Below are 21,539 nucleotides of genomic sequence, written 5' to 3' on the forward strand. Positions count from 1 at the left end.
AGATCTCAGGCGATCCGTCCCGAGAGGATCTCGATGTCGTCCCCGACGTGCATCACGCGTGCCCTTGGCTGGAACGTGGCAGTCATCGTGACCTCGACCCGCGCCGGCAGCACGAAGTCGCAGCGGTCATCCTCGATCGAGGACAGGTGCGCGCGAAGCAGTCGATTCAGATCCGCTCGCTGCGCAGCCTGCTCGAACTGTGTCGTCGAAAGGACGAGGGTGATCTCGACACCTACCTCGGCGACGATGGTCGCGAAGAGCGTTTCGTCGTCCTTAGCCCGCGCCTGACCGATCCGCACCTGCGTCACGCTGTTCACCCATGAAACCCACGTTGAGTTCGCGGTCAGCTCGTTCCACGGCGGACCGAACCGACTCAGATCGATGGGGAGGTGCATCAGAGGAGACTCTCCGCTGTCTGCCCAGATCTCTGCCAGGCGTGCGGTGAAGGCCCGACGGTGGTGGTCAAAGACCTCTTGAGCCGCGATGCGAGCATCTGAGGGGGCCAGCGCCAGCATTGCGATCGCCTCACGCGGATCGGTCGCCCACTGCAGTCCGTTCTCCCTGCCGCCCCGAGCAACATACTCAGCCCTGAGCTGCTGAGCGAGCTCGCGGCGCTTTCGCTGCTCGCCGAATGCCACAACGTCGGTCGAGACCAGCAGCAGGCGCTCGAACCGCGGTGCCAGCGAGAGGACCGTCTCCCAGAGGAGCGTGTCTCGGTAGCCGTCTCGGCCTCTGGCGTCGAACGGCTGCTGTCGCCGCAATGCGCGAGCAAGCACCTCAGCGTGCCCGACAGAAGGCAGCTCGACGAGCTCGATGCCTGCCTCCTGCAGCGAAGCCGTCAGACGTGCACGCAGGCGACTCGCTTCGTCGTCCGGGTCCAGTCTCGTCTGGTGGGTGACGCGGACGTCGAAGCGCGCGACTGCCTCCTGGGCCTGCGTGTGCCGCTCGACAGCCACGCGAAACTCGCGGTCCCAACGGCCGACCACTTCGTCGAAGACGACCCGCGGGCACAGCAGGTTGATCTGCTCATCCCGATGCGCTTCGACGAGGAAGCGCACGTCGCTGCCACGCAGCGGGCGTTGCAGGCCGACGGCGTTCGTGTCGAGCACGACGCCGGTCCCACCTCCTGCTCTCATCGGCCCTCCGCGGCTATCTGTCGGCGTCGTCTCCGCCGCTGCCGCCGAGGTCGTCCTTCGCCTTGCGCAGCCAGTCGGCGAGCTGCTGGCCGCCCTGGCCGATCGTCTCGCCGGCGTCCTTGAAGGCGTCCTTGAAGCGATCGCTGTAGAACGAGACGGCCTCACCGCTCTCCGCTCTGACGCTGACCGGGTCGTCGCGCTTGATGTACTCGCCGCCGACGATGCGGTCGAAGTCGCCGCTGCGAACCCACGTCATCAGCTCGCGCGTGCGCCGCACCGGCAGCGGATGGGTGACGCCGAGGTCGAGCATCAGGCGTGTCAGCCGCTCTATCCCGTTGCCCTTCTCGGCGTACTCCATCGACTGCGTCATGAAGGCGTCGAGGTCGAGCTGGTCGGTCATCGCGCCGGCCGTGATCGACATCAGCGTGCGGCAGACGGCGAGCGGGTCGCGCGTCACGAGCGCCGCGGCGCGGTCACAGCTCAGCTCGGTCGCGCGCGACCACTCCAGCAGCGCGGTGCGGACCGGCATCAGCGGCAGCGGCATGCGCGAGGACTCGGTCAGCTGCAACAGGATCAACAGCGCCGTGCGGTAGAGCTGGTGGTCGCTGAGGATGTGCGCGGCCTCGTGCGCGAAGACGGCGCGGCGCTGGGGCGCGTCGAGCAGCCGCAGCAGCTCGGAGTTGACGACGACGATCGGGGCCTTGGCGCCGATCGCGAAGGCGTTGGCGAACGGTCTCTGCGTCACGTAGAGCGACGGCGTGTCGCCCATGTCGAGCGTCGTGTACGCGAAGACGTGGTCGCTCCAGACCTCCGGCAGCTGCTGCTCGCCGAGCCGCACCGAGGCGCCCAGCGACGCCTGCCGCAGCGCCCGCTCGTAGCCCAGCTGGATCAACATCCGCACGACCTTGTCGAGGTACGGCACGGAGGCCAGTGCGGCAGTCGCGGCGCGGTCGGCAGGGTGCTGCCAGGCGCGCGGCGAGATGTCCTTCAGCTGGAAGCCCTTGACGGGTGCGTCAGACGCGGTCATTCACGCCACGTTAGCGGGCTGTGGTGTGACCGGTTGCGTTTGCTGGGTCCGGCGCAGTCATCGTCGTGGCTGGCAAGGACGCAGATCCGAGTAAGACCGGGGTCTTTCGAGTGATCGAGGACGCCGCCAGGCGCGGCGAGGACAAGCCCGACCAAGCAAACGTGGCCGGTCACGCCACTATCTCAAGAGCGCATAACGCGCGAAGCCGGCGGCGCCGGGGATCAGCGCCTCGGCGTCGGCGTCGACCCACTGCTCCAGGATGCTCGCGTAGAGCGCGCGGAAGTCGGTCGTCGGCAGCAGGTTGCCCTCGCCGTCGAGCGACTGCAGGCCGGGGAACTCGCCTTCGATCCCGCCGCGCACGCGCGTGCCCATCACGAAGGCGACGCCACCGGCGCCGTGGTCGGTCCCGCCCGAGCCGTTCTCATCGGGCCGGCGGCCGAACTCGCTCCAGATCACCGTCAGCACGCGATCGGCGATGCCGCGCGCCTCGAGGTCGGCCTGGAAGGCGGCGAGCGCTCTGCCGCACTCGTCGATCTGCTCCGGGAACGTGTCGCCCTGGCCGGCGTGGGTGTCGAAGTCGGCGTGCGCGTCGACGGCCGCGGCGCGGATCGGCAGGCCGACGCCGAGCAGTCGCGCCATGTCGCGCAGCCGGCTGCCGAGGCGGTTCCCCGGATAGCCGTCCGCGCCGCTCCCCAACGGCGCCGACAGTGAGCGACGCAGGTCGGCGGCGTCGCGGTGCATCGCGCGCGCCGCGCCCAGCACCGGATCCGACGACGTCAGCGTGCCGAGACGCTCGTAGCCGCGCAGCAGCTCCTGGTGCCAGCCGCCGTAGACGCCGGGAGTCGTGAAGTCGTACTGCTGCGGTGACTCGGCGGCCGCGACGGCGACGCGCGCCGTCGCCATCGACGGCGACAGCGTCTGGCCGACGGTGAAGCCCTGGACGGGGTTGTGGTCCTCGCCGACGACGTCGAGCCAGCGGCCGAGCCAGCCGGTGACGCCGTCGGGGTCGGTCGCGCCGACCTCGTAGAAGTGACGCGAGGTGAAGTGCGAGCCGTTCGCGTTGGTGTAGCCGATCGCGGGGAAGAGCGTCAGCCGCCCCCGGTCGTGGAGGTCCTTGAACGCGGTCGCGCTCGGATGCCACCGCATCGCCGTGCTGCCTCTCAGCGCGAGCGTGCCGGCCGGGTCGACCCACAGCGTCGGCCGCAGCGAGGGCGTGTAGCGCGGATCGGTGACCGGCGGCAGCAGCGCGATCCCGTCGACGCCGCCGGAGAGGAAGACGGAGACGATCACGGGCGCGTCCGCCGAGGAGGCACTGGCCGCAGCGACCCCCTCGGCGAACGCCTCCGGCGCCAGCATGCGGCCGCCGAAGACGGTCAGCGCCAGCCCGGCGCCGCCGAGCAGCAGCGAGCGGCGCGTCATGCCGGTGCCGGCCGGCAGCGGCATCCCCGGCTCGATCGCCGGCAGCCCCTCGCCGGCGACGGCGCGGCGGACCTGGCCGGCGCGGACATTCTCGTTGCAACCGCTCATCAGCAGACCTGTCCGTCGGGGCTGGCGATCACGAGATGGCGCAGGATCGTCTGGCGCAGCGCGTTGCGGCCCTGCGGCGGCAGGTTGCCGTCGGCGACCTGCGCCAGCCGCCCCGCGGTCTCGACCAGGATCTCCACCGTGTCGCCGCGCAGCGGCGGGTCGTCCCAGAAGCGCAGCGCCATCGCGACCGCCTCGGCCGGCGTCTCCTGCGCGGGATACGGCGAGCTGCCGTCGAGCGCGTGCGGATCGAGCGCGAGCCCGGCCAGCTCCCAGCGCGCGTGCAGCGTCGAGGTGTCGAGCCAGCGGTCCTCGCGCCAACCGGAGATGTTCGGCGGGTAGTGGAGCCGCTGACCGGCGTTGGCGGTGATCCCCGTCCAGCCGATCGTCTGGATTCCGCTCCCGAGCGCGCGCAGCAGCCCGGCGGCGTAGACGACCGGTGACTTGACGAGCGGCGGCCCTTCGTAGACGGCGGGGTGCTTGAGGATCGCCTCGACCACGGGCAGGACCGCGTGCCCGCGCTCGATGTAGAGCCGCTCGAGCGCGACCCGCTGGTCGGCCGGCGGCGGCGTCGCGACGAACGCCGACCACAGCTTCAGCACGAAGAACGACGGATGCAGCTGATGGGTGACGCAGGCGTCGACGACGTCGTCGGGGTCGTAGTCGTCGACGACGCCGAAGATTCTCTTCGTCGTCGTGTCGTGCCACTGCGCGTCGAAGTAGAAGTGGGCCCAGCCGTTGGGCTGGTGAAAGTCGCCGCTCCAGCCGGTCAGCCCGCGCGCCGCCTCGCGGATGTCGCGCTCGGTGTAGGCGCCGCGGTCGGGGCCGAGCGTGAACAGCTCCATCAGCTCGCGCGCGAAGTTCTCGTTGGGGCGGTGGCGCTGGCTGAAGACGCCGTCGAGCCGCACGAGCATCGCGCCGTCCTGCATCACCAGCCGTGCGAGGTCGCGGAACGAGCCGCGGCCGTGGGCGCGGAAGAGGTCGATGTGTCTGGCCAGCAGCGTGTACTGGCCGACGTTGTCGTCGCTGACGCCGAACCAGTCGTGCCACAGCAACGCCATCCGCTCCACGAACGGCTGCGTCGAGCGGACCATCCGGTCCATCCAGTGGAGATGGTCGTGCTCGAATCTGACGCCGGGCTGGATCGGCTCGTAGCCGCCGCCGTCGGGGTTCTGGGCGTACGGCTCCGGCCCGATCAGCTGGGCGGCGCCGCTGGCGCGCGTCAGCGCGGCGACCGCGCCGTCGAGCCCGAGCGCGGCGTAGTGCGCCGCCTCGCCGCGGCGTGGGCCGAAGCCGGCGCGCCACAGCAGGCGCGTCGCCTGCTCGATCCCGAACGGACCGTTGTAGCGATGGACGCCGGCCGGCGGCGGATCCGACGGCGGCGGATCGGGCGGCGGGGGTGGAGGCGGCGGCGTGTCGACCGGCGGCAGTCCCGGGACGGGCGTGTCAGCGGGCAGCGACGGCAGCGACGGATGGGTGGTCGAGGGCGGCCGTCTGACGACGGGACGCTTCTTCGGCGTCGTTCTTCTTCTCGCCGCTCGCTTGACCGGCGCTCTGCAGCGCGCGGCGGCGCGCTGCTTCTTCGCGGCGCGCTTGTTCGACGCGCGCTTGGGCTTGACCGTCGTCTTGCGACAGACGGGCTTGCGCGCCTTGCGCTTCTTCGCTGATCTCGACGGTCTCGGCATCGTGGGCGCCGCACCCGTTGCCCTCCTGGCGAGGAGCGCGGCGTAACCGTGAAGCTACGGCGGCGGCAGGGCCGCGTCATGCGACGTTCCTCCCTCCCACCTCCCCCAACGGAGGGAGGAATGGACGAACAGTCGAGGCGGGCGTGTCAGGCCGTCGTGGCGGGGTGCGGCGGGTCCTGCGGCGTTGGGAAGGCGCCGCCGTCGATCAGCTCGATGCGGTAGCCGTCGGGGTCGGCGACGAAGCAGATGCGGCCGATCTCCTCGCGCCCGCCGGGCGCGTACGGCGGCTTCTCCGGCTTGATCCCCGCCGCGGCGAGCTTCGCCAGCAGCGCGTCGAGGTCGTCGACCGTCAGCGCGAGGTGGTTGTAGCCGTCGCCGAGGTCGTACGGCTCGGTGCGGCCGACGTTGACCGTCAGCTCCAGCGTGTCGCCGCCGCCAGGCAGGCCGAGGTAGACGTTGTAGGCCGACTCGAAGGTCAGCCGGCCGCGCTGCTCGAAGCCAAGCAGCTCGTAGAAGCGCAGTGACGCATCGACGTCGAGCGCGCGCACGCAGGTGTGGACGAAGGCGGTGGGCATGGCGCTGACGGTAGCGCGCGGCGCGCGCGGCGAGGGCTCAGGCGGCGGCGAGGTCAGCCGGCGATGCGGCGGGAGTCAGCCGGCGCGGCGACGGGATCGCGCCAGCCGTGCGCGCATCCCGGCGAAGGTGCCGGCGCCCGAGGCGGCGCCGACCGCGAGCCCGATCGCCAGCGGCCGGGCGCCGCCGCGCGGGTCGCGCGCGATCGCTGCGAGGCCGGCGACGCCAAGCGGCAGGAAGAGCGTCGCGGAGCTGACGGTGCCGGGGTTCAAGCGCCGTCTGCGCGCGGCGAGCGCGACGTGCATCGCGCCGTTGGCGACGTTGACGGCGAGCGCGCTGGCCCCGAGCGCCGGCGTGCGCATCCCGCCGCGCGCGGCAGCGGCCGTCACGCCCCAGCCGATCGCGACGTTGATGACGAGCCCGCCGCGGCGCGTGATCGGGAACTCGTCGGCGTCGCTGCCGAGCACCTCGCGGTTGAACCACGGCAGGAAGCCGCCGGGCCAGAACCACTCCTCGGTCTGGTGCCACAGCAGCGCCGCCGGCGCCGTCCACAGCGCCCAGCGGACGTCCTCGCCGAGCTGGTCGCGGCGCGCGACGACGACGGCGGTCGCGATCGGCGCGGCCGCGGCGGCGAGGTACGGCCAGCGGCCGTGGGTGCGATCGGCCGGCAGCGCCATCAGTAGACGGCGTGCAGAACGGCCCAGCGCGCCAGCTCCGAGCGGCGTCTGAGGTTGGTCTTGTCGCGTATCCGCGCGAGGTGGTTCTGGACCGTGCGCGGCGAGACGAAGAGGTGCTCGGCGATCTGTCTGTCGGTCAGCCCCTGCGCGACCAGCCGCAGCACCTCGTGCTCGGTCGCGGTCAGCTTCTGGCGCACGTCGGGCGCCTCGCCGGTCGACGCGCGCGAGTAGGCCTGCAGCAGGTGGGGCGCGAGCTGAGGCGCGATCACCGAGCCGCCGCCGTGGACGGTCAGGATCGCCTGGCGCAGCTCCTCCCCGCTGGTGCGCTTGGTGAGGTAGCCGGCGGCGCCCGCCGCGACCGCGTCGAGCAGCGGCTCGGCCTTCTCGCTCGCGGTCATCACGATCGAGCGGGTCGCCGGCAGCTCGGTGCGCAGCCGCTCCAGCACCATCATCCCGCCCAGCTCCGGCATGTGCAGGTCGAGCAGGATCACGTCGGGGCGGAGCCTGTGCGCCAGCTCCAGTCCCTCGCGGCCGTCACCGGCGGCGCCGACGACCTCGATCCCGGGGTCTCGCGAGAGCGCGGCGACGACCCCGTCGCGGACGAGCGGGAAGTCCTCGACGACCAGCACGCGGATGTTCACGCCGCGCGCCCCGCGCTCGTGCCGTCATCGATGTCGACGTCACGCTCGGCGCCGGGCGTCGCGTCGCCCTGCGCGTCGGTGAGCGGGAGCCGCAGCGTCACGCGCGTGCCATGGCCGGGTCGCGAGCGGATGCCGGCGTGGCCGCCGGCGCGCGCCAGCCGGCCGACGATCGACTCGCGCAGACCCGCGCCGCCGCGCCGCACCGCGCCGACGACGAAGCCGGCGCCGTCGTCGCTGACGATGACGGTCGCGGCTCCGCCGACGACGTCGGCGGTCACGAGCGCGCGCGTCGCGCGCGCGTGCTTGCGGGTGTTGCGCAGCGCCTCGCGCGCGGCGAGCGCCAGTTGCTCGGCCGCCCAGCCTTCGACCGGCGTCTCGAACTCGCCGAAGACGAGGCCGATCTCGTGGTCGGCGAGCGCCCGCTCTTCTTCGACGGCGGCGAGGAGGCGGGCGCACAGCTCGCCTTCGCCCCTGGCCGCTCTGTCCGGGTCCTCGCCCTCGACGTAGGCGCGCAGCTCGGTGGCGGCGTCCGCGGCGATGCGCGCCAGCTCGCGCGCGTCGGGCTCGTCGGCGTAGCCGCCGCTGGCGAGGTATTCGAGCACCTGCAGCACGGAGTCGTGCAGCCACGCGCGCGTCTGCGCACGCTCGGCCTCGACGGCCTCTTGCACGCGACTGCGCAGGAAAGGGGGTGCGGAACGCTCCACGTGTCCCATGTCGGCAGCCTTACCCCCTTGCTTTAGGCGCATGTCAACTCATCGTGTTTCAAGACCACAGATAGGTGGGCATGCCCTCCCGAAGTTCACAGGGCATGCACAAACCTCACCAAAGGTGCGAGATCTCGCACAGGTTTTGCGCGTGAATGCCCCATGTGCGCACATCTTGCGTGCCCCACCATCGGTGCATGGCCGCAGATCGCACGACTTCCCCCGCGACGAGACGCTCGCGCAGTCCTCACGAGGACGGCACGCGTTTCGACCGCAGGCAAAGCCACGGAGCCCCCAAGCGGGGCCGGCTGAGCCGAAAGCTGCGCAAGGCGCAGCGTCAGAGCACCAGCACCGCGCTGGTCCCGTACGAGCAGCCCGCGTCGGCCCGGCCGCAGCCGCGCGCGAGCGTCTCGAACAAGCTGACGCAGATGTACTGGAACGCATCGATGGCGGTGCACCGCTTCCAGAACCGCCCGCCGAAGACGCGCACCGCGAAGATCGTCGTGGTCGTCCCCGCGCACAACGAGGAAGGCACGATCGCCAGCGTCCTGCAGGGGCTGCTGGCGCAGACCCGCCGGCCCGAGCGGATCGTCGTCGTCGCCGACAACTGCACCGACAAGACAGTCGAGATCGCGCGCCGCTTCGGCCGCCGCGTGACGGTGATCGAGACGGTCGGCAACAGAGACCGCAAGGTCGGCGCGCTCCGCACCGCCTGGCAGCAGTACGTCGCCTACGGCTTCGACTACATGCTCGGCGTCGACGCCGACACCGTCCTCTCGCCCGACTCGCTCGCGGCGATGGAGGACGAGCTGGAGGCCAACCCGAAGGTCGGCGGCGTGATGGCCCGCTACACCTTCGACCCCGACCTCGGCCAGTCGAAGTGGGCGCGTCTGCTCGTGCGCATGCAGCGGCTCGAGTTCGCCTCCTGGACGATCGACATCCTCCACCGCAAGCGCAACACGTACGTGCTCGGCGGTCAGGCGACGCTCTTCCGCGTCGACGCGCTGCAGCAGATCGTCGACGAGGAGCGCCGCCTCTCCCCGTGGGATCCAGAGGCGCAGGTCGAAGACATGGAGCTGACGTGGATGCTGTCCGCGCGCGGCTGGGAGACGAAGGTCTCGGCGACGGCGCGCGCCTACGCCGGCCCGATGCTGACGATCAGATCGCTGTGGGCCCAGCGCCGCAAGTGGGACGAGGGCATGATCCGCCTGCTGCTCGGCTCGAAGATCGGCGCCACGACGATGTACCCGTGGCGCGTGCAGCTGAAGAACGGCATCAACGCGCTGACGCGCGGCCTCTTCGTGCTGCTGCTCGGCACCTCGCTGCTGATCGGCGCCTTCGAGTGGAACTGGATCTGGGTCGTCCCGCCGGTGCTCGCCGCCGTGCTGAACTTCAAGCACGCCCGCAAGGTCCCCAACCACACGCGGCTCGACCTCTTCCTCGCCGGCACGCTGGTGATGGTCGAGATCTACCTCTGGTTCCGCCTGTTCGCGTGGGTGACCTCCTGGGCGACCGTCGTCGTCGGCATCCGCCGCGACGGCTGGGCCCGCCAGTACAAGGCCGAGGGGCTCCCCGCCGGCCAGACGATGATCGCGACCGGAGAGGTGGTCTGAGCATGCGCGACACGCTCAACAACGTGCTGTCGACCCCGGTCGACATCGGCTGGAAGGTGCTGATCGTCCTGACCTTGCTCTCGACGCTGGAGATGGTGCGCAACCTCTTCCGCCGAGTGCGCCACATCTTCCCCTAGCGGCCAACCTGGGGAAGTACCACGCGAGGGCCCGCCTTTCCGGAGAGGCGGGCCTTTGCGTGTTTTTCGGCCGTTCGTCCGCCGCTGCCGCTTTCCGCTCCAGACCGCGTCGAAAGCTCCGATCAATGTGCATAGTTCCTCCATGCGTCGCTCCCTCACCCTCATCGCCACCAGCCTGCTCGTCGCACTCGCTGTCGCGGCCGCGAGCGGCGCTCCCGGCGCCTCCGGCGCCAGAGCCCGCAAGGCTGGCGGCATGATCGCGACGCCGCTGGCGACCAAGGGCTCCAGAATCGTCGACGCCGCCGGCCGCCCGGTCGTGCTGCAGGGCGTCAACTGGTTCGGCTTCGAGACCAGCAACCACCTCGCCCACGGGCTCTGGTCGCGCGACTACAGAGACGTGCTGGCACAGGTCCGCCGACTCGGCTTCAACACGATCCGGCTGCCGTTCTCGCTCGCCGCGATCCGCTCGCGCGAGGCCGTCACCGGCGCCGACTTCGCCGCCGGCAAGAACGCGGCGCTGAGAGGCGCGACGCCGCTGGAGGCGATCGACGCGATCGTGCAGGAGGCCGAGCGCCAGGGCCTGCTGATCCTGCTCGACAACCACTCGCACGCGGACAACGCCTACACCGAGGGGCTCTGGTACGGCCAGGGCTTCAGCGAGGACGACTGGGTCGAGACCTGGAAGCTGCTCGCCAAGCGCTACCGCGACCAGCCGAACGTGATCGGCGCCGACCTCAAGAACGAGCCGCACGCCGAGGCGACGTGGGGGACCGGCGGCCCGACCGACTGGCGCCGCGCGGCCGAGCGCGCCGGCAACGCCGTGCTCGGGATCGCGCCGAACTGGCTGATCGTCGTCGAAGGGGTCGGCGGCGGCGCGCCCGTGCCCGGCCAGCAGCTCGACACGCACTGGTGGGGCGGCAACCTCGAAGGCGTGCGCAAGCACCCGGTGCGCCTCGACCGCGCCGGCCGCCTCGTCTACTCGCCGCACGAGTACGGTCCCGGCGTCTTCCCGCAGCCGTGGTTCGGCAGAGCGAACACGCCGGCGCTGCTGGAGCAGCGCTGGAAGACCGGCTTCGGCTTCATCGCCGAGCAGGGGATCGCGCCGATCCTCGTCGGCGAGTTCGGCGGCCGCAACGTCGACATGACGAGCGCCGAGGGTCGCTGGCAGCGCCAGTTCTTCGACTACATCAGCCGCACCGGCGCGTCGTGGACCTACTGGGCGCTGAACCCGAACTCGGGCGACACCGGCGGCGTGCTGAAGGACGACTGGACCTCGGTGCAGCCGGCGAAGACCGCGCTGCTGCAGCGGATGATCGCCCGCCAGCGCGTCGCTTTCCGCGGCAGCGGCGCCGTCTTCACCGCGCCGAGACGGTCGCGCGGCAGAGTCCGCAGAGGTGCTGTGCCAAGAGCGGGCAAGCCGGCCGCGAGAGCGCCCGCGAGCCCCGCGAGCCCCGCGGCGCCCTCCCAGCCCGCCCCCGCGCAGCCGGCCGCTCCTGCTCAGCCGGCCGCGCCCGCCCCGGGGCCGCCCGCGCCCGGCTCGCTGAGCGCGACGGTCGTCGTCGAGAACAGCTGGAACGCCGGCTGGTGCGGCCATCTCGAGATCAGCGGCCCCGATGCGGCGCTGGCCGGCGTGCGCGCCGCCTTCACGCTGCCGGCCGGCACGCGCGTGACGCAGACCTGGAACGCCGAGCGCTCCGGCGACAGCGGGCGGATCACGCTGACGCTGCCGGCATGGGCGCAGCTCGCCGGCGGCGCCGCCTACGCGGCGACCGGCTTCTGCGTCGAGGGCTCCGGGAGCGCCGGCGACGTCACGATCGGGTAGGCCTTCGCGCGTGAGCGCGATCTCGGCGAGCGGCGACTGGATCTTCGGCTACGGCTCGCTGGCGGCTGACTTCGGTCATGGCCGCCTGGCGACGCTTTCGGGCCATCGCCGCTGCTGGGGCGTGGCGATGGACAACCGCCGCGACCTGCCCGGCTACAAGTGGTATCGCCAGCGTGCGACGCATGCCCGTCCGCACGCCTTCGTCGCCTTTCTCGACATCGTGCGCGCCGCCGGCAGCAGCGTCAACGGCCTCTGCCTCCCGGTCGACGCGGCCGGTCTCGAACGGCTCGACGAGCGCGAACGCAACTACCGCCGCGTCGAGGTGACCGACCGCATCAGCGCGGCGCCGGGGCGCGTCTGGGCGTACGTCGGCAGCGCGGCGGGGCGGGAGCGGCTGCGCGCCGGCGCGCGCGAGCGGCGGCTGCTGATCAGCCAGGAGTACGTCGACGACGTCGAGCACGCCTTCCGCCGGCTCGGCGACGAGCAGCTGGCCGCCTACCGCGCCTCGACAGAGCCGCCGCCGGAGGGCTGCGAGATCGTCGCGCTGGAGCGGATCGACCTCAGCTGAAGCGGCCGAGCGCGATGCCGGCGAGCGCGAGCGAGGCGATCGTCTCGCCGTCGACGATCTCGCCGGTCCCGATCAGTCTCAGCGCGTCGCCGAACGGGACCTCGCGCACGGCGGTGATCCCCTCCTCGGCGCGCTCGTCGCCGTCGCCGCCGTCGCTCAGCTCGGTCGCGAGGAAGACGACCTCCGGCGCGTTCGCGACGCCGTTGAGCGCGTTCATCTCGCCGACCTGCTGCCACCGCGCGGCGACGAGGCCGGTCTCCTCGCGCAGCTCGCGTCTGGCGGCGACGAGCGGATCCTCGCCGTCGGTCGCGCCGGCCGGCACCTCCAGCGACGTGCGTCCGATCGTGTAGCGCTCCAGCTCGACCAGCACGACCTCCTCGCGCGCCGTCAGCGCGACGACGAAGACGGCCGGGTTGACGACCTCGATGACGCCATAGATCCCGCGCGAGCCGTCGGGCTTGACGACCTGGTCCTCGCGCACGCGGATCCACTGGTTCTCATAGGCGATGCGGGTGTCGAGCCTCTGCCAGGACACGGCTCGACACCCTAGCCGCTCACGCCACGCCAGCCGCCTCCACCGGCGGATGGATCGCGCGCGAGAGCGTGCGAATCGCCGCGCCGGCCGCGATCGCGTGGCCGCGCATGTTGAGGTGCATCATGTCGCTGCTGTAGATCGACGGATCGGCGGCGCGCGGGTGCGTCGCGCAGTCGGCGACGAGCGCGTCGTGGCGGCGCGCGACCGAGGTCGTCACAAGCGCCAGCGACGACAGCCGGTCGCGCAGGCGCGAACCCCACGGCTCCGGCATCTCGACCGCCTGCCCGATGTCGAAGAGCGTGAACAGCAGCACGTCGGCGCCGCCGTCGCGCAGCGCGCCGACGGTCGCGTCGAGCTCGCGCTCGACCGCCTCATGGTCGAACTGGCGCAGCATCGTGTCGTTGCCGCCGGCGCAGACGACCGCGAGATCGGGCGCGAAGGCGAGCGCCTGCGCCAGCTGCTGCTCGCGCACCTCGGCCGCGAGCAGCCCGCGGCGGCCGAGGTTGAGGTAGGCCAGCGACGGCCGCTGCGTGCGCATCGCGCGCACGACACGGTCCGCCCAGAAGAGACCGGCGTAGCCGTCGACCGGGTCGCCGACCCCCTCGGCGACGCTGTCGCCGAGCACGGCGAAGCGCGACCACGGCAGCTCGCGCAACAGCGCGTGCTCCTGATGGCCGCCGAGCACGTCGGGGTCGACCAGCTCGTTGGGATGGAGTGGGAGGCTCATGCCGTCACCGCCTCGGGTGTCGTGGTGGTCGTGGTCGTGGTCGTCTCGCCGGCGGCCGGCCGGCGCCTCAGCCACAGCGCCGAGATCGCCGTCAGCACGGTCGCCGCGGTGCACATCGCGAAGACGCCGCGGAAGCCGCCGAGGCCGCCGTCGCTCGCGTCGAGGATCGCCGCCAGCGCCGCGACGCCGAGCGCCCCGCCGAGCTGGCGGGCGGTCATCAGCAGGCCGGTGCCGGCGGCGAACTGCTCCGGCGGCAGCGCCCGCGCGCCAGCCGCGGTGAGGCCGACGGTCGCGCTGCCCATGCCGGCGCCGCCGACGATCCCGAGCGGCAGCCAGAAGGCCAAGAACTCAGGCGTCTCGCCGATCCCGAGCACGCACCACACGCCCGCGGCGGCGAACAGCAGCGAGCCGATCGCGACGACCGGCGCCGGTCCGTGCCGCTCGACCGCTCTGCCGGCGAGCACCGCCGCGACGGCCGAGCTGAAGGCGCCGGGCGTGATCGCCAGCCCCGCCTCGACGATCGAGTAACCCCAGACGCCCGTCACGAACAGGACGCAGGCGAGCATCCAGGCGAACAGCGCGACGCCGTAGAGCGCGGCGCCGACGCTGGCGGCGGCGTAGACGCGGTTGCGCCACAGCGTCGTGTCGACGGCCGGCGCGGCATGCGTGCGCGTGCGCCGCCAGACGACGGCGAGCAGCAGCAGGCCGGCGAGCGCGCAGGCGAAGGTGCGGCCGTCGAGCCAGCCCCACTGCGCCGTCTCGGTCAGCGCGACGAGCACGAGCGCGAAGCCGGCGGCGAGCAGCAGCGAGCCGAGCAGGTCGGGCAGCTGCCGGTCGCCGCGCCGCAGCGACGGCAGCAGCCGCCAGCCGGCCCACAGCACGGCGAGGCCGATCGGCACGTTGATGAGGAAGACGGCGCGCCAGCTCCAGCCGTCGATCAGCAGGCCGCCGAGCGCCGGGCCGAGCGCGGCCGCTATCGAGGTCGTCGCGCCCCACAGGCCGACCGCGGCGGCGCGCTTCTCCGGTCTGGAGACGGCGAGCACGATCCCGAGCGCGGCGGGGATCATGAACGCGGCGCTTGCGCCCTGGAGCGCGCGCAGCGCGATCAGCAGCGGCACGCTCGGCGCCAGCGCGCAGAGCGCCGAGGTGAGCGTGAAGGCGGCGAAGCCGCCGAGGAAGACGGTCTTGCGGCCGACGACGTCGGCGAGCCGGCCGGCCGGCGTCAGCAGCGCGGCGAACAGCACGCCGTAGATCGCGACGACCCACGACAGCGCCACGAGCGAGTCGCCGGGGAAGTCGCGCTGGAGGTCGGGCAGCGCGACGTTGACGACGGTCACGTCGAGGAACGCGACGAAGGTCGCGGCCGAGGCGACGGCGATCGCGGGTCCCGGCCTGGCCGGTTCGGGCACGCGTGGACGCGTCGCCGGAGGAGCCTCCGGCGACGAGGCGGTGAAAGACATCTCGGAACCTCCTGGGCGAGAACCCGGGCAGCGTCGCTGCGGCGTCGCCGCGCGACTGCCGATCGACGCCGCCCGGGTGCAGGGGTGGCGAACTCGGCGCCCACTCTAGCGCATTTAGAGTCCGATCGGTCGGACTGTATGTTGCGGCCGCGTTAGGACGCCGGAAGCTGCGCCGGAGCGCCGAGGATCCGCCGCACTGCCGCCTTCGCGCGTTCCGGCGCGGAGGTGTCGTCCTGCAGCTGGAGCTGCTGGTTGGTCGCCATCACGACGCCGCGCAGCTCGAAGACGACCTGCCCGGGATCGGTGCCCTCCGGCAGCTCGCCAGCCTCGACCGCGCGGCCGACCTCGCGCTGCATCGCCGCGTCGAAGCGCCCGAGCGCCTCCGCCAGCGCGTCGCGGACCGGGCCCGGCCGGCCGTCGAACTCGGCCGCCGCAGCCGTCCAGAAGCAGCCGCTCGGCCACGTCTCGCCGCTGATCAGGTCGATCCACTTGTGCTCGATCGCGAGCAGCCGGTCGAGGCCGCGCTGCTCCTCGCGCGCCGGCTCCCAGACCTCCACGCGGAAGATCTCCGACGCCTGCTCGATCACCGCGAGCTGCAGCAGCTCCTTCGTGCGGAAGTGGTTGAGCACGCCCGACTTGCTCATCTCCAGGCTGTCGGCGAGACGGCCGATCGTGACCCCTTCGAGCCCGTCGGTCGCTGCGATCCTCAGCGCGCGGGAGACGATCCGTCCACGAGTGTCGCGCGCGTCAGCGGCGGTTCTGCGTGCCATGCCTCGATCTTAGCGACCGGTCGGTCTGTGGCCGGTCGGAGCGAAGACTGCGCCTCCCGTCCCATCTGCGACAGTCCATGGATGGTCCCGCCGAACACGTTCACGGGCGCGCAGCTCGACCGCGCCGGACCCCGCCGCAGAGATGCCGCGTGGGTCCAGGAGCGGCTGCACGACCCCGCCAGCCGCACGCTCGCGGTCACGCGCGACGGGATCCTCGTCAGCGGCGAGGAGGAGCCGCAGCTGGTGCGGCTGCCGCTGGAGCTGATCCCCGGCGGCGCCGGCACGACGGTGCTGCTCGGCGTCGAGCCGGACGGCAGCGCGCTGTTCGCCGTCGACGTCGAGCACGTCCATGCCCACCGGCCGCTGACGCCGGGCGCGCGCGTGCTGGGGCTGCGCGAGGCCGGCGCGCTGCTGCCGCAGGAGGTCGGCGGCCTCGCCGCCTACGCCTCCGCGCTGCTCGGCTGGCATCGGACCCACGCGCACTGCGCGCGCTGCGGCGCGGTGACCGACGTCGAGGACGGCGGCCACGTCCGCCGCTGCCCGGTCTGCCACGGCGAGCACCACCCGCGCACCGACCCCGTCGTGATCATGCTCGTGCTCGACGGCGACCGCGTGCTGCTCGGGCGGCAGCCGTCGTGGCCGCGCGGGCGCTACTCGGCGCTCGCCGGCTTCGTCGAGGCGGCCGAGTCGCTCGAGGAGGCGGTCGCGCGCGAGGTACTGGAGGAGGCCGGCGTGACGGTGCGCGCGCCGCGCTACGTCAGCAGCCAGCCGTGGCCCTTCCCCAGCTCTCTGATGCTCGGCTTCACCGCCGAGTACGCCGGCGGCGAGGCGGCCGTGCTCGACGGCGAGCTGGAGGACGTGCGCTGGTTCACGCGCGCCGAGGTCGCGGCGGCCGCGGCCGCCGAGGCGTCGGGCACGTGGGAGGCGACCGACGCCGGCGCGACGTTGCTGCTGCCGCCGCCGCTGGCGATCGCGCGGCGGCTGCTCGACGGCTGGCTCGCCGGCGACTGAGCTACGGCAGGTCGGCCACCACGTCGGCCAGGCGCTTGCTGGATTCGCGGAATCCGCTACGGAAGGTCAGCGACAACATCCGCGAGCCCTTTGCGGATTCCGGTGAAGAACGGCAGCTCCTCGCGCGTGTGGCGGCGCGCGTCGGCGCCGCGCAGGTGGCGCATCAGGTCGACGATCCGCGTCAGGTCGTCGGCCTCGAAGGCGAGCAGCCACTCGTAGTCGCCGAGCGCGAAGGCGCTGACCGTGTTGGCGCGGACGTCCGGGTACTCGCGACCCATCATGCCGTGCTCGCGCAGCATCCCCGAGCGCGCGTCGGGCTCCAGCAGGTACCACTCCAGCGAGCGCACGAACGGGTAGACGCAGACGTACTTGCGCGGCTCCTCCCCGGCGAGGAACGCGGGGATGTGGGACTTCGCGAACTCGGCCTCGCGATGGACGCCGATGTTGGTCCAGTGCGCGTCGAGCGAGCGGCCCAGCTCGGTCTGACGGAAGGCGACGATCGCGTCCTGCAGCGCGTCGGCGGTCGGCGCGATCAGCCACAGCAGCAGGTCGGCCTCGGCGCGGAAGCCCTGCAGCGAGTAGGTGCCGCGAACCGTCGCCCCGCTGCTCGCGAGCGCGGCCGCCGCCTCGACGGCCGCCGCCGCGCGCCGCTCCGGCGCCAGCCGGCGGGCGGCCGGCGCGCTGAAGGCGGCGTAGAGGGTGAAGAGGTTCTGTTCGGCGGTCACTGGCGGTCTCCAAGCGTCTCGCTGCGGCGGTCCCGCCATCGTAGGCGACGACGCGCGCCCGGTCCGTCTCGTCCGCCCGCAGTTGCTGGTGCCCGCGTGCGCCGCTGCCCGGCGACGTCCGCTACCGACCGGCGACCCACCGGAAGCGATCGGCCGTGGAGCGCGCTCCCGCACGCGCTCGCCCGGCCGTCTCCCCCGGACACTTGCTGGCGACTTCGTGTCGGGGCTGCCGCAGGCCACGCGACCTGCGGCAACCCCGATCCCCGCCGCCCCGGCTTCGTGAAACTAAGGTCCTCTCATCCCCTCCCAGGTGATGAGGGGGCGAGCACCCTCGAAGTTCCCGATGAACACGTTGTCGTTCACGGGCAGCTCGGTCTCGCGGCCAGCCCCATCCCTGACCGTGACCCGATCGACGCCATCGGGCGCGACGCCGAAGATCTGCTCGCCGACGAGCGCAGACGTACGCCCGCTCGCCAACCCAGCGGCATCGAACTGCGTCGGGTTGCCCGCCTCACCACCCTGGGCCTGCCAGACGGTGACCGCCACAGAGCCGCTTGCGGTCGGCACCAACCAGATCGCGAGCTGCGACGCGGCCGTGGGATCGGCGCCCGGCGGCGGCACGACACGCAGCGACTGCCCCAGACGCAGGTCAGGCGGCAACGATCTGACAAGGCTCGGATCGATCGCGTCGCCGTCGGTGCGCGCGCGGCTCAGGACGCCGACGCGGGCAACCAGCTCATCGCTGAACCCGCTCGCGGCGCCCTCGCTCGGAGCGTTCATCGGCACCGGGTCGGAGCCGCCGAGATCGATCGAGAGCGAGACTGCCCCGGTCGCGACCACGGCGATCGCCGCCAGCAGCGCGAACGCCGTCAGCACCGGCAGCGCCACGCGCAGCCGCAGCGCTCGCGGCCGCGGGCGGCGCCGTGGCGCCGGGCGACCTGCCGCCGCATCGGCCTCGGCGACGCGCTCGAACTCCTGCCGCAGACCGGCGAGGAAGGGCGGTTCGACGGCGCTCACGTCAGCCCCTCCTTCATCCCGGGGACGTTCTCGACGCCGGCGACGAGCTGACGCAGCCCGCGCGAGACGCGGGCACGCGCCGTCTGCTCGCTGATCGCCAGCCGCGTCGCGATCTCCGGATACGACAGCTCCTCGACGACGCGCAGGTGGACGGCCGTCTGCTGATCGGGCCGCAGCCTGCTGAACTCCTCGGCGATCACCGCGCGCAGGTCGGCGAGGCCGGCGAGCTGGACGATCCGCTCGTAGTCGGCCTCGACCAGCTGCGGCACGCGGATGCCGAGCCGCTCAACCGCCTTGCGCTCGACGACGCCCGTTCGTATGTAGCGGTTCAGCAGGTTGCGCGCGATGCCGTACAGCCACGCCGCCGTCTCGTCGTCGGTTGAGCCGCGGAAGCGACGGCGGCCCTGGTACGCCTGCGCGAAGGTCTCAGCCGTCAGGTCGCGCGCCGCCTCGGCGTCGAAGGTGCGGCGTGCCAGGAAGGCCAGCACCCGCGTCGCGTAGGCGTCATAGACCAGCTCGAACGCGCGCGGGTCGGTGACCGACCGAGCGAGGTCGCAGCTGTCGCCGGATGTGCGCCGGAGGCTCATCGGAGAGGTAGTGCCACGAGCACCTGATCTTGTGACAGCGACCTCGCCTCAGCAGAACGGGCGACGCCGCTTGTCACCTTCCTCACCTCTCACTGTGACTGCTTGACGGTGACAGTGGGTCCACTTAACCTGCCGATCGCGCCGGAAACCTCATCAAACATCCATATTCGGCGCTGGAACCCAACCAGGGGGGTCTATGTCATATCGCCTCATCACCCGCGCGCGGCCGTGGCGCGGCGTCGTGGCGCTCGTCGCGGCGTGCGCGACGCTGCTGACGTGCGTCGCGTCGTCGCATGCGGCATCGACGGCCTTCTGCCCAGCCGGCGGCGGCACGATGACGCTCGCGTTCGGTGTCGGCTGCACCAACACGGACCACACGCTGCTGATCCGTGTGAAGTACTACCAACCCAACGCCATGTACCACTGCGCCGTCGGCAAGAACGGCCCACAGCAGGACGGCTCGAGCGGAAACGCGTTCGCGGCCTGGTGCGGTTACGGCGCGACCGGAAGCGGCGAGGTCATCTCGCCGGCTCCCGCGGGCGGGACGTGGGGCTACGCGCGCGGCAAGAACGAGGACACGATGGGGCTCACGTGGAGCCTCTTCTCCGGGATCAAGGATCACTAGACGCATGTCATTCACCACAGCCACGGTGCAGCGGCTGCTTGCCCTGCTCGCCTGCGCCGCGATCGTCGCGGCGTTCGTCGCCCTGACCGGCGGCGGCACCGCCCACTCCGAGGACGCGCCGACGGCGGCGCCGCAGCCCGCCCACAGCTACGACCCGCAGCCGCCGGCTGCCGTCGTCGCCGAGCTCGAGGCCGAGTTCGAGGAGCAGTTCGCGCTGCTGCGCGAACCGGGCGGCGACGCGATCCCGGCCACCACGCACATCGACGATCCCCGCCTCGACGTCGCAGAATCCCGGCAGCTGACGCCGCCGCCGGCGGCACGGCTCGCGGGCGAGGGCGACGTCGAAGCGCCGGAGGCGATCGTCTTCGTGACGCCGAAGGCGGACGGATCGCAGTGCCTGCTCGCCGTCTTCCCGGAGCTGCACGGCCCGGGCCAGACCTGCGCATTCGCGGATCAGGCCGCCGACGGCTACTTCCTGTTGACGTACAGCCCCGACAACGTCATCACGGAGCTGTACGGCCTCATGCCCGACGGCGTCGACGAGGTCACCGTCGACCTCGCCGACGGCAGCAGCGTGACGCTGCCGGTCATCTCCAACGGCTACCTCGCGCGGTTCGACCAGCCGACCGTGGCGGTCAACTGGACCGACGCCGATGGCGTCGAGCAGAGCCTGGGCGCAGGCAGCGGCGACTGAGAGCGCGGTGCGCGGGCGGCGGCGCGGCCGCCCGCGCACCCGTCGTTCACCGGATCCTCACCGCTCGCACGGCGATCTTCGCTTTCCTTGAGGTTCTCTTGAGGTAATCGCGCTGAGGTGAAGTGATGACCACCACGCCGACGGAACACACCACCGCGTTCGAGCCCACCGTGGCGCTCGACGCGTTGCAGGGCCCGGCGGACGGTGACCGCGTCGCGGGCGTCGGACGCCCGGCACCGGGCCGCTACTTCACGATCGAGGAGGGCGGCAGCGAGCGGCTGCTGCCGCTCGAACGCACGATCACCCATCTCGGCCGCGGCTTCACGGCCGACATCCAGCTCGAGGACGTCAGCGTCTCGCGCCGTCACGCGATCGTCACGCAGCGCCGCGGCGCCGTGCGGATCCTCGACGACCGCAGCTCCAACGGCACCTTCGTCAACGGCCGGCGGATCCAGGAGGCGGAGCTGCGCCACGGCGACGTCGTCGTGATCGGTCGCGTCGTGCTGCAGTACGTCGACGTCCCCGGCTGAGCGCGCCTCACCGCGCTCTCCCGTCGCGGGACAGCCGCGCGGCCGGCGTTCAGGCCGGTCTCGTGTCCGCACCGGCCAGTGCCAGCAGCGTGTCCGTTCCCACCCCGCGCCCGGCGACGATGCAGGTGCGGCCGTCGCGCAGCCACATCACCGCGGTCGCGTCGCCCAGCTCGTAGACCCACATCGGGATCCCGCGCCATCTGACGTAGCGCCCGCCGAAGGGCAGCGCGTCGCCCCCGACGATCGCGTAGCCGACGCGGTCACCCCCGCGGTTGGCGTAGAAGACCGTGCGCACCTCACGCCCTTCGACGCGGTCGCTGCGCTCGCCGGTCGCCCGCCAGCTCGCCCACGCCGGGAACGCGACGCCGTCGATCGACGCCGCCAGCAGCCCGTCGCCGCGCACGGCCGGCGCCGGCGCTCTCGCGGAGCGCAGCGCGACCGGGGCGACCTGCGGCACGCTCGGCGCACCGCCTCCGTCGCCGCCGCTCAGCAGCAGCGCCGCCGCCAGCACGACCACGACAAGGCAGGCGAGCGCGCCGGCCAGAGCGAGCGGGCGGCGCGAACGGCGCCGGCGCGGAGGGGCGGGGCGCGACGTCGCGGCCGCCGACGGCGTTGCGCCGGGCGCGGAGTCGTGGCTCGCCGCGCTCTCCACCGCCTCCGCCTCGGCGACGGCCGCCTCCACCCACGACCGCAGCGCGGGCGAGGGGGTCACGTGCTCCAGCGCTGTCAGGTCGACTCTGGGCTCCATCGG

24 protein-coding genes are annotated in these 21,539 nt (G+C 72.5%); 8 read left to right on the forward strand and 16 right to left on the reverse strand.

All coding sequences use genetic code 11. The features are described from left to right. Window positions 1-5: 5 nt before the first annotated feature. The 8 genes from R7226_RS00870 to R7226_RS00905 all read right to left on the reverse strand — a co-directional run bounded on the left by R7226_RS00870 (window position 6) and on the right by R7226_RS00905 (window position 7,931). Window positions 6-1,109 carry a PIN domain-containing protein gene (locus tag R7226_RS00870; RefSeq protein ID WP_318595125.1) on the reverse strand — a complete coding sequence of 368 codons (1,104 nt, stop codon included), beginning with the start codon at window positions 1,107-1,109 and terminating at the stop codon, window positions 6-8. A gap of 40 nt (window positions 1,110-1,149) precedes the next feature. Beyond that, window positions 1,150-2,163, reverse strand: a complete 1,014-nt coding sequence (locus tag R7226_RS00875; RefSeq protein ID WP_318595126.1) for a M48 family metallopeptidase — start codon at window positions 2,161-2,163, stop codon at window positions 1,150-1,152. A 177-nt stretch (window positions 2,164-2,340) separates the two neighbouring features. Continuing rightward, a complete protein-coding gene (locus R7226_RS00880) occupies window positions 2,341-3,690 on the reverse strand; it encodes a DUF1501 domain-containing protein (protein WP_318595127.1) in 1,350 nt (449 codons plus the stop codon). After that, a complete protein-coding gene (locus tag R7226_RS00885; protein ID WP_318595128.1) occupies window positions 3,690-5,372 on the reverse strand; it encodes a DUF1800 domain-containing protein in 1,683 nt (560 codons plus the stop codon). The genes R7226_RS00880 and R7226_RS00885 overlap by 1 nt, the downstream gene beginning before the upstream one ends. A 146-nt stretch (window positions 5,373-5,518) precedes the next feature. After that, on the reverse strand, window positions 5,519-5,947 hold the full coding sequence (locus R7226_RS00890; protein ID WP_318595129.1) for a VOC family protein: 429 nt from the start codon (window positions 5,945-5,947) through the stop codon (window positions 5,519-5,521). A 75-nt stretch (window positions 5,948-6,022) separates the two neighbouring features. Beyond that, window positions 6,023-6,622, reverse strand: a complete 600-nt coding sequence (locus R7226_RS00895) for an HXXEE domain-containing protein (RefSeq protein WP_318595130.1) — start codon at window positions 6,620-6,622, stop codon at window positions 6,023-6,025. Then, window positions 6,622-7,263, reverse strand: coding sequence for a response regulator transcription factor (locus tag R7226_RS00900; protein WP_318595131.1), 642 nt, complete (start codon window positions 7,261-7,263; stop codon window positions 6,622-6,624). The genes R7226_RS00895 and R7226_RS00900 overlap by 1 nt, the downstream gene beginning before the upstream one ends. Beyond that, on the reverse strand, window positions 7,260-7,931 hold the full coding sequence (locus R7226_RS00905; RefSeq protein ID WP_318595132.1) for a sensor histidine kinase: 672 nt from the start codon (window positions 7,929-7,931) through the stop codon (window positions 7,260-7,262). Before R7226_RS00905 ends, R7226_RS00900 begins: the two co-directional genes overlap by 4 nt. A gap of 464 nt (window positions 7,932-8,395) precedes the next feature. Between R7226_RS00905 and R7226_RS00910 the strand changes: the two genes are divergently transcribed. The 4 genes from R7226_RS00910 to R7226_RS00925 all read left to right on the forward strand — a co-directional run bounded on the left by R7226_RS00910 (window position 8,396) and on the right by R7226_RS00925 (window position 12,107). Beyond that, a complete protein-coding gene (locus R7226_RS00910) occupies window positions 8,396-9,580 on the forward strand; it encodes a glycosyltransferase family 2 protein (RefSeq protein ID WP_318595133.1) in 1,185 nt (394 codons plus the stop codon). 2 nt (window positions 9,581-9,582) lie between these two features. Continuing rightward, window positions 9,583-9,717, forward strand: coding sequence for a hypothetical protein (locus R7226_RS00915; RefSeq protein WP_318595134.1), 135 nt, complete (start codon window positions 9,583-9,585; stop codon window positions 9,715-9,717). Between the two features lie 142 nt (window positions 9,718-9,859). Continuing rightward, window positions 9,860-11,539: a cellulase family glycosylhydrolase gene (locus R7226_RS00920; RefSeq protein ID WP_318595135.1), complete on the forward strand. Its 1,680-nt coding sequence runs from the start codon at window positions 9,860-9,862 to the stop codon at window positions 11,537-11,539. 10 nt (window positions 11,540-11,549) lie between these two features. Further along, entirely contained in the window at window positions 11,550-12,107 is a 558-nt protein-coding gene (locus R7226_RS00925; RefSeq protein WP_318595136.1) for a gamma-glutamylcyclotransferase family protein, read from the forward strand. On the opposite strand, the gene R7226_RS00930 is transcribed toward R7226_RS00925, so the two are convergent. From R7226_RS00930 to R7226_RS00945, 4 genes are all read right to left on the reverse strand, one after another. After that, entirely contained in the window at window positions 12,100-12,642 is a 543-nt protein-coding gene (locus tag R7226_RS00930) for an NUDIX hydrolase (protein WP_318595137.1), read from the reverse strand. The two genes, R7226_RS00925 and R7226_RS00930, sit on opposite strands and share 8 nt — an antisense overlap. Window positions 12,643-12,661: 19 nt before the next feature. Then, the gene (locus tag R7226_RS00935; RefSeq protein ID WP_318595139.1) at window positions 12,662-13,369 is read right to left on the reverse strand and encodes an SGNH/GDSL hydrolase family protein; all 708 of its coding nucleotides are present in this window, start codon (window positions 13,367-13,369) and stop codon (window positions 12,662-12,664) included. Next, entirely contained in the window at window positions 13,366-14,829 is a 1,464-nt protein-coding gene (locus R7226_RS00940) for a DHA2 family efflux MFS transporter permease subunit (RefSeq protein WP_318595140.1), read from the reverse strand. The genes R7226_RS00935 and R7226_RS00940 overlap by 4 nt, the downstream gene beginning before the upstream one ends. 152 nt (window positions 14,830-14,981) lie before the next feature. Next, the gene (locus R7226_RS00945) at window positions 14,982-15,599 is read right to left on the reverse strand and encodes a TetR/AcrR family transcriptional regulator (RefSeq protein WP_318595141.1); all 618 of its coding nucleotides are present in this window, start codon (window positions 15,597-15,599) and stop codon (window positions 14,982-14,984) included. 81 nt (window positions 15,600-15,680) lie between these two features. Between R7226_RS00945 and nudC the strand changes: the two genes are divergently transcribed. Beyond that, entirely contained in the window at window positions 15,681-16,610 is a 930-nt protein-coding gene (gene nudC / locus R7226_RS00950; protein WP_318595142.1) for an NAD(+) diphosphatase, read from the forward strand. 56 nt (window positions 16,611-16,666) lie between these two features. On the opposite strand, the gene hemQ is transcribed toward nudC, so the two are convergent. The 3 genes from hemQ to R7226_RS00965 form a co-directional block, all read right to left on the reverse strand. Beyond that, window positions 16,667-17,374: a hydrogen peroxide-dependent heme synthase gene (gene hemQ / locus R7226_RS00955; protein WP_404827731.1), complete on the reverse strand. Its 708-nt coding sequence runs from the start codon at window positions 17,372-17,374 to the stop codon at window positions 16,667-16,669. 246 nt (window positions 17,375-17,620) lie between these two features. Then, window positions 17,621-18,223: a hypothetical protein gene (locus R7226_RS00960; protein ID WP_318595144.1), complete on the reverse strand. Its 603-nt coding sequence runs from the start codon at window positions 18,221-18,223 to the stop codon at window positions 17,621-17,623. A 125-nt stretch (window positions 18,224-18,348) separates the two neighbouring features. Further along, window positions 18,349-18,939, reverse strand: a complete 591-nt coding sequence (locus R7226_RS00965; RefSeq protein ID WP_318595145.1) for an RNA polymerase sigma factor — start codon at window positions 18,937-18,939, stop codon at window positions 18,349-18,351. A gap of 196 nt (window positions 18,940-19,135) precedes the next feature. On the opposite strand from R7226_RS00965, the gene R7226_RS00970 reads away from it, so the two are divergent. From R7226_RS00970 to R7226_RS00980, 3 genes are all read left to right on the forward strand, one after another. After that, complete coding sequence (locus tag R7226_RS00970; RefSeq protein WP_318595146.1) at window positions 19,136-19,564, forward strand: hypothetical protein; 429 nt, start codon at window positions 19,136-19,138, stop codon at window positions 19,562-19,564. A gap of 4 nt (window positions 19,565-19,568) precedes the next feature. After that, window positions 19,569-20,258, forward strand: a complete 690-nt coding sequence (locus R7226_RS00975; RefSeq protein ID WP_318595147.1) for a hypothetical protein — start codon at window positions 19,569-19,571, stop codon at window positions 20,256-20,258. 125 nt (window positions 20,259-20,383) lie between these two features. Further along, entirely contained in the window at window positions 20,384-20,788 is a 405-nt protein-coding gene (locus R7226_RS00980) for an FHA domain-containing protein (RefSeq protein WP_318595148.1), read from the forward strand. A gap of 49 nt (window positions 20,789-20,837) precedes the next feature. Here the strand turns inward: R7226_RS00980 and R7226_RS00985 are convergent, their stop codons facing one another. After that, window positions 20,838-21,536 carry a hypothetical protein gene (locus R7226_RS00985; protein WP_318595149.1) on the reverse strand — a complete coding sequence of 233 codons (699 nt, stop codon included), beginning with the start codon at window positions 21,534-21,536 and terminating at the stop codon, window positions 20,838-20,840. Window positions 21,537-21,539: the final 3 nt, after the last annotated feature.

The sequence above is a fragment of the Conexibacter stalactiti genome (assembly GCF_033542075.1).
GTDB lineage: Bacteria > Actinomycetota > Thermoleophilia > Solirubrobacterales > Solirubrobacteraceae > Conexibacter > Conexibacter stalactiti.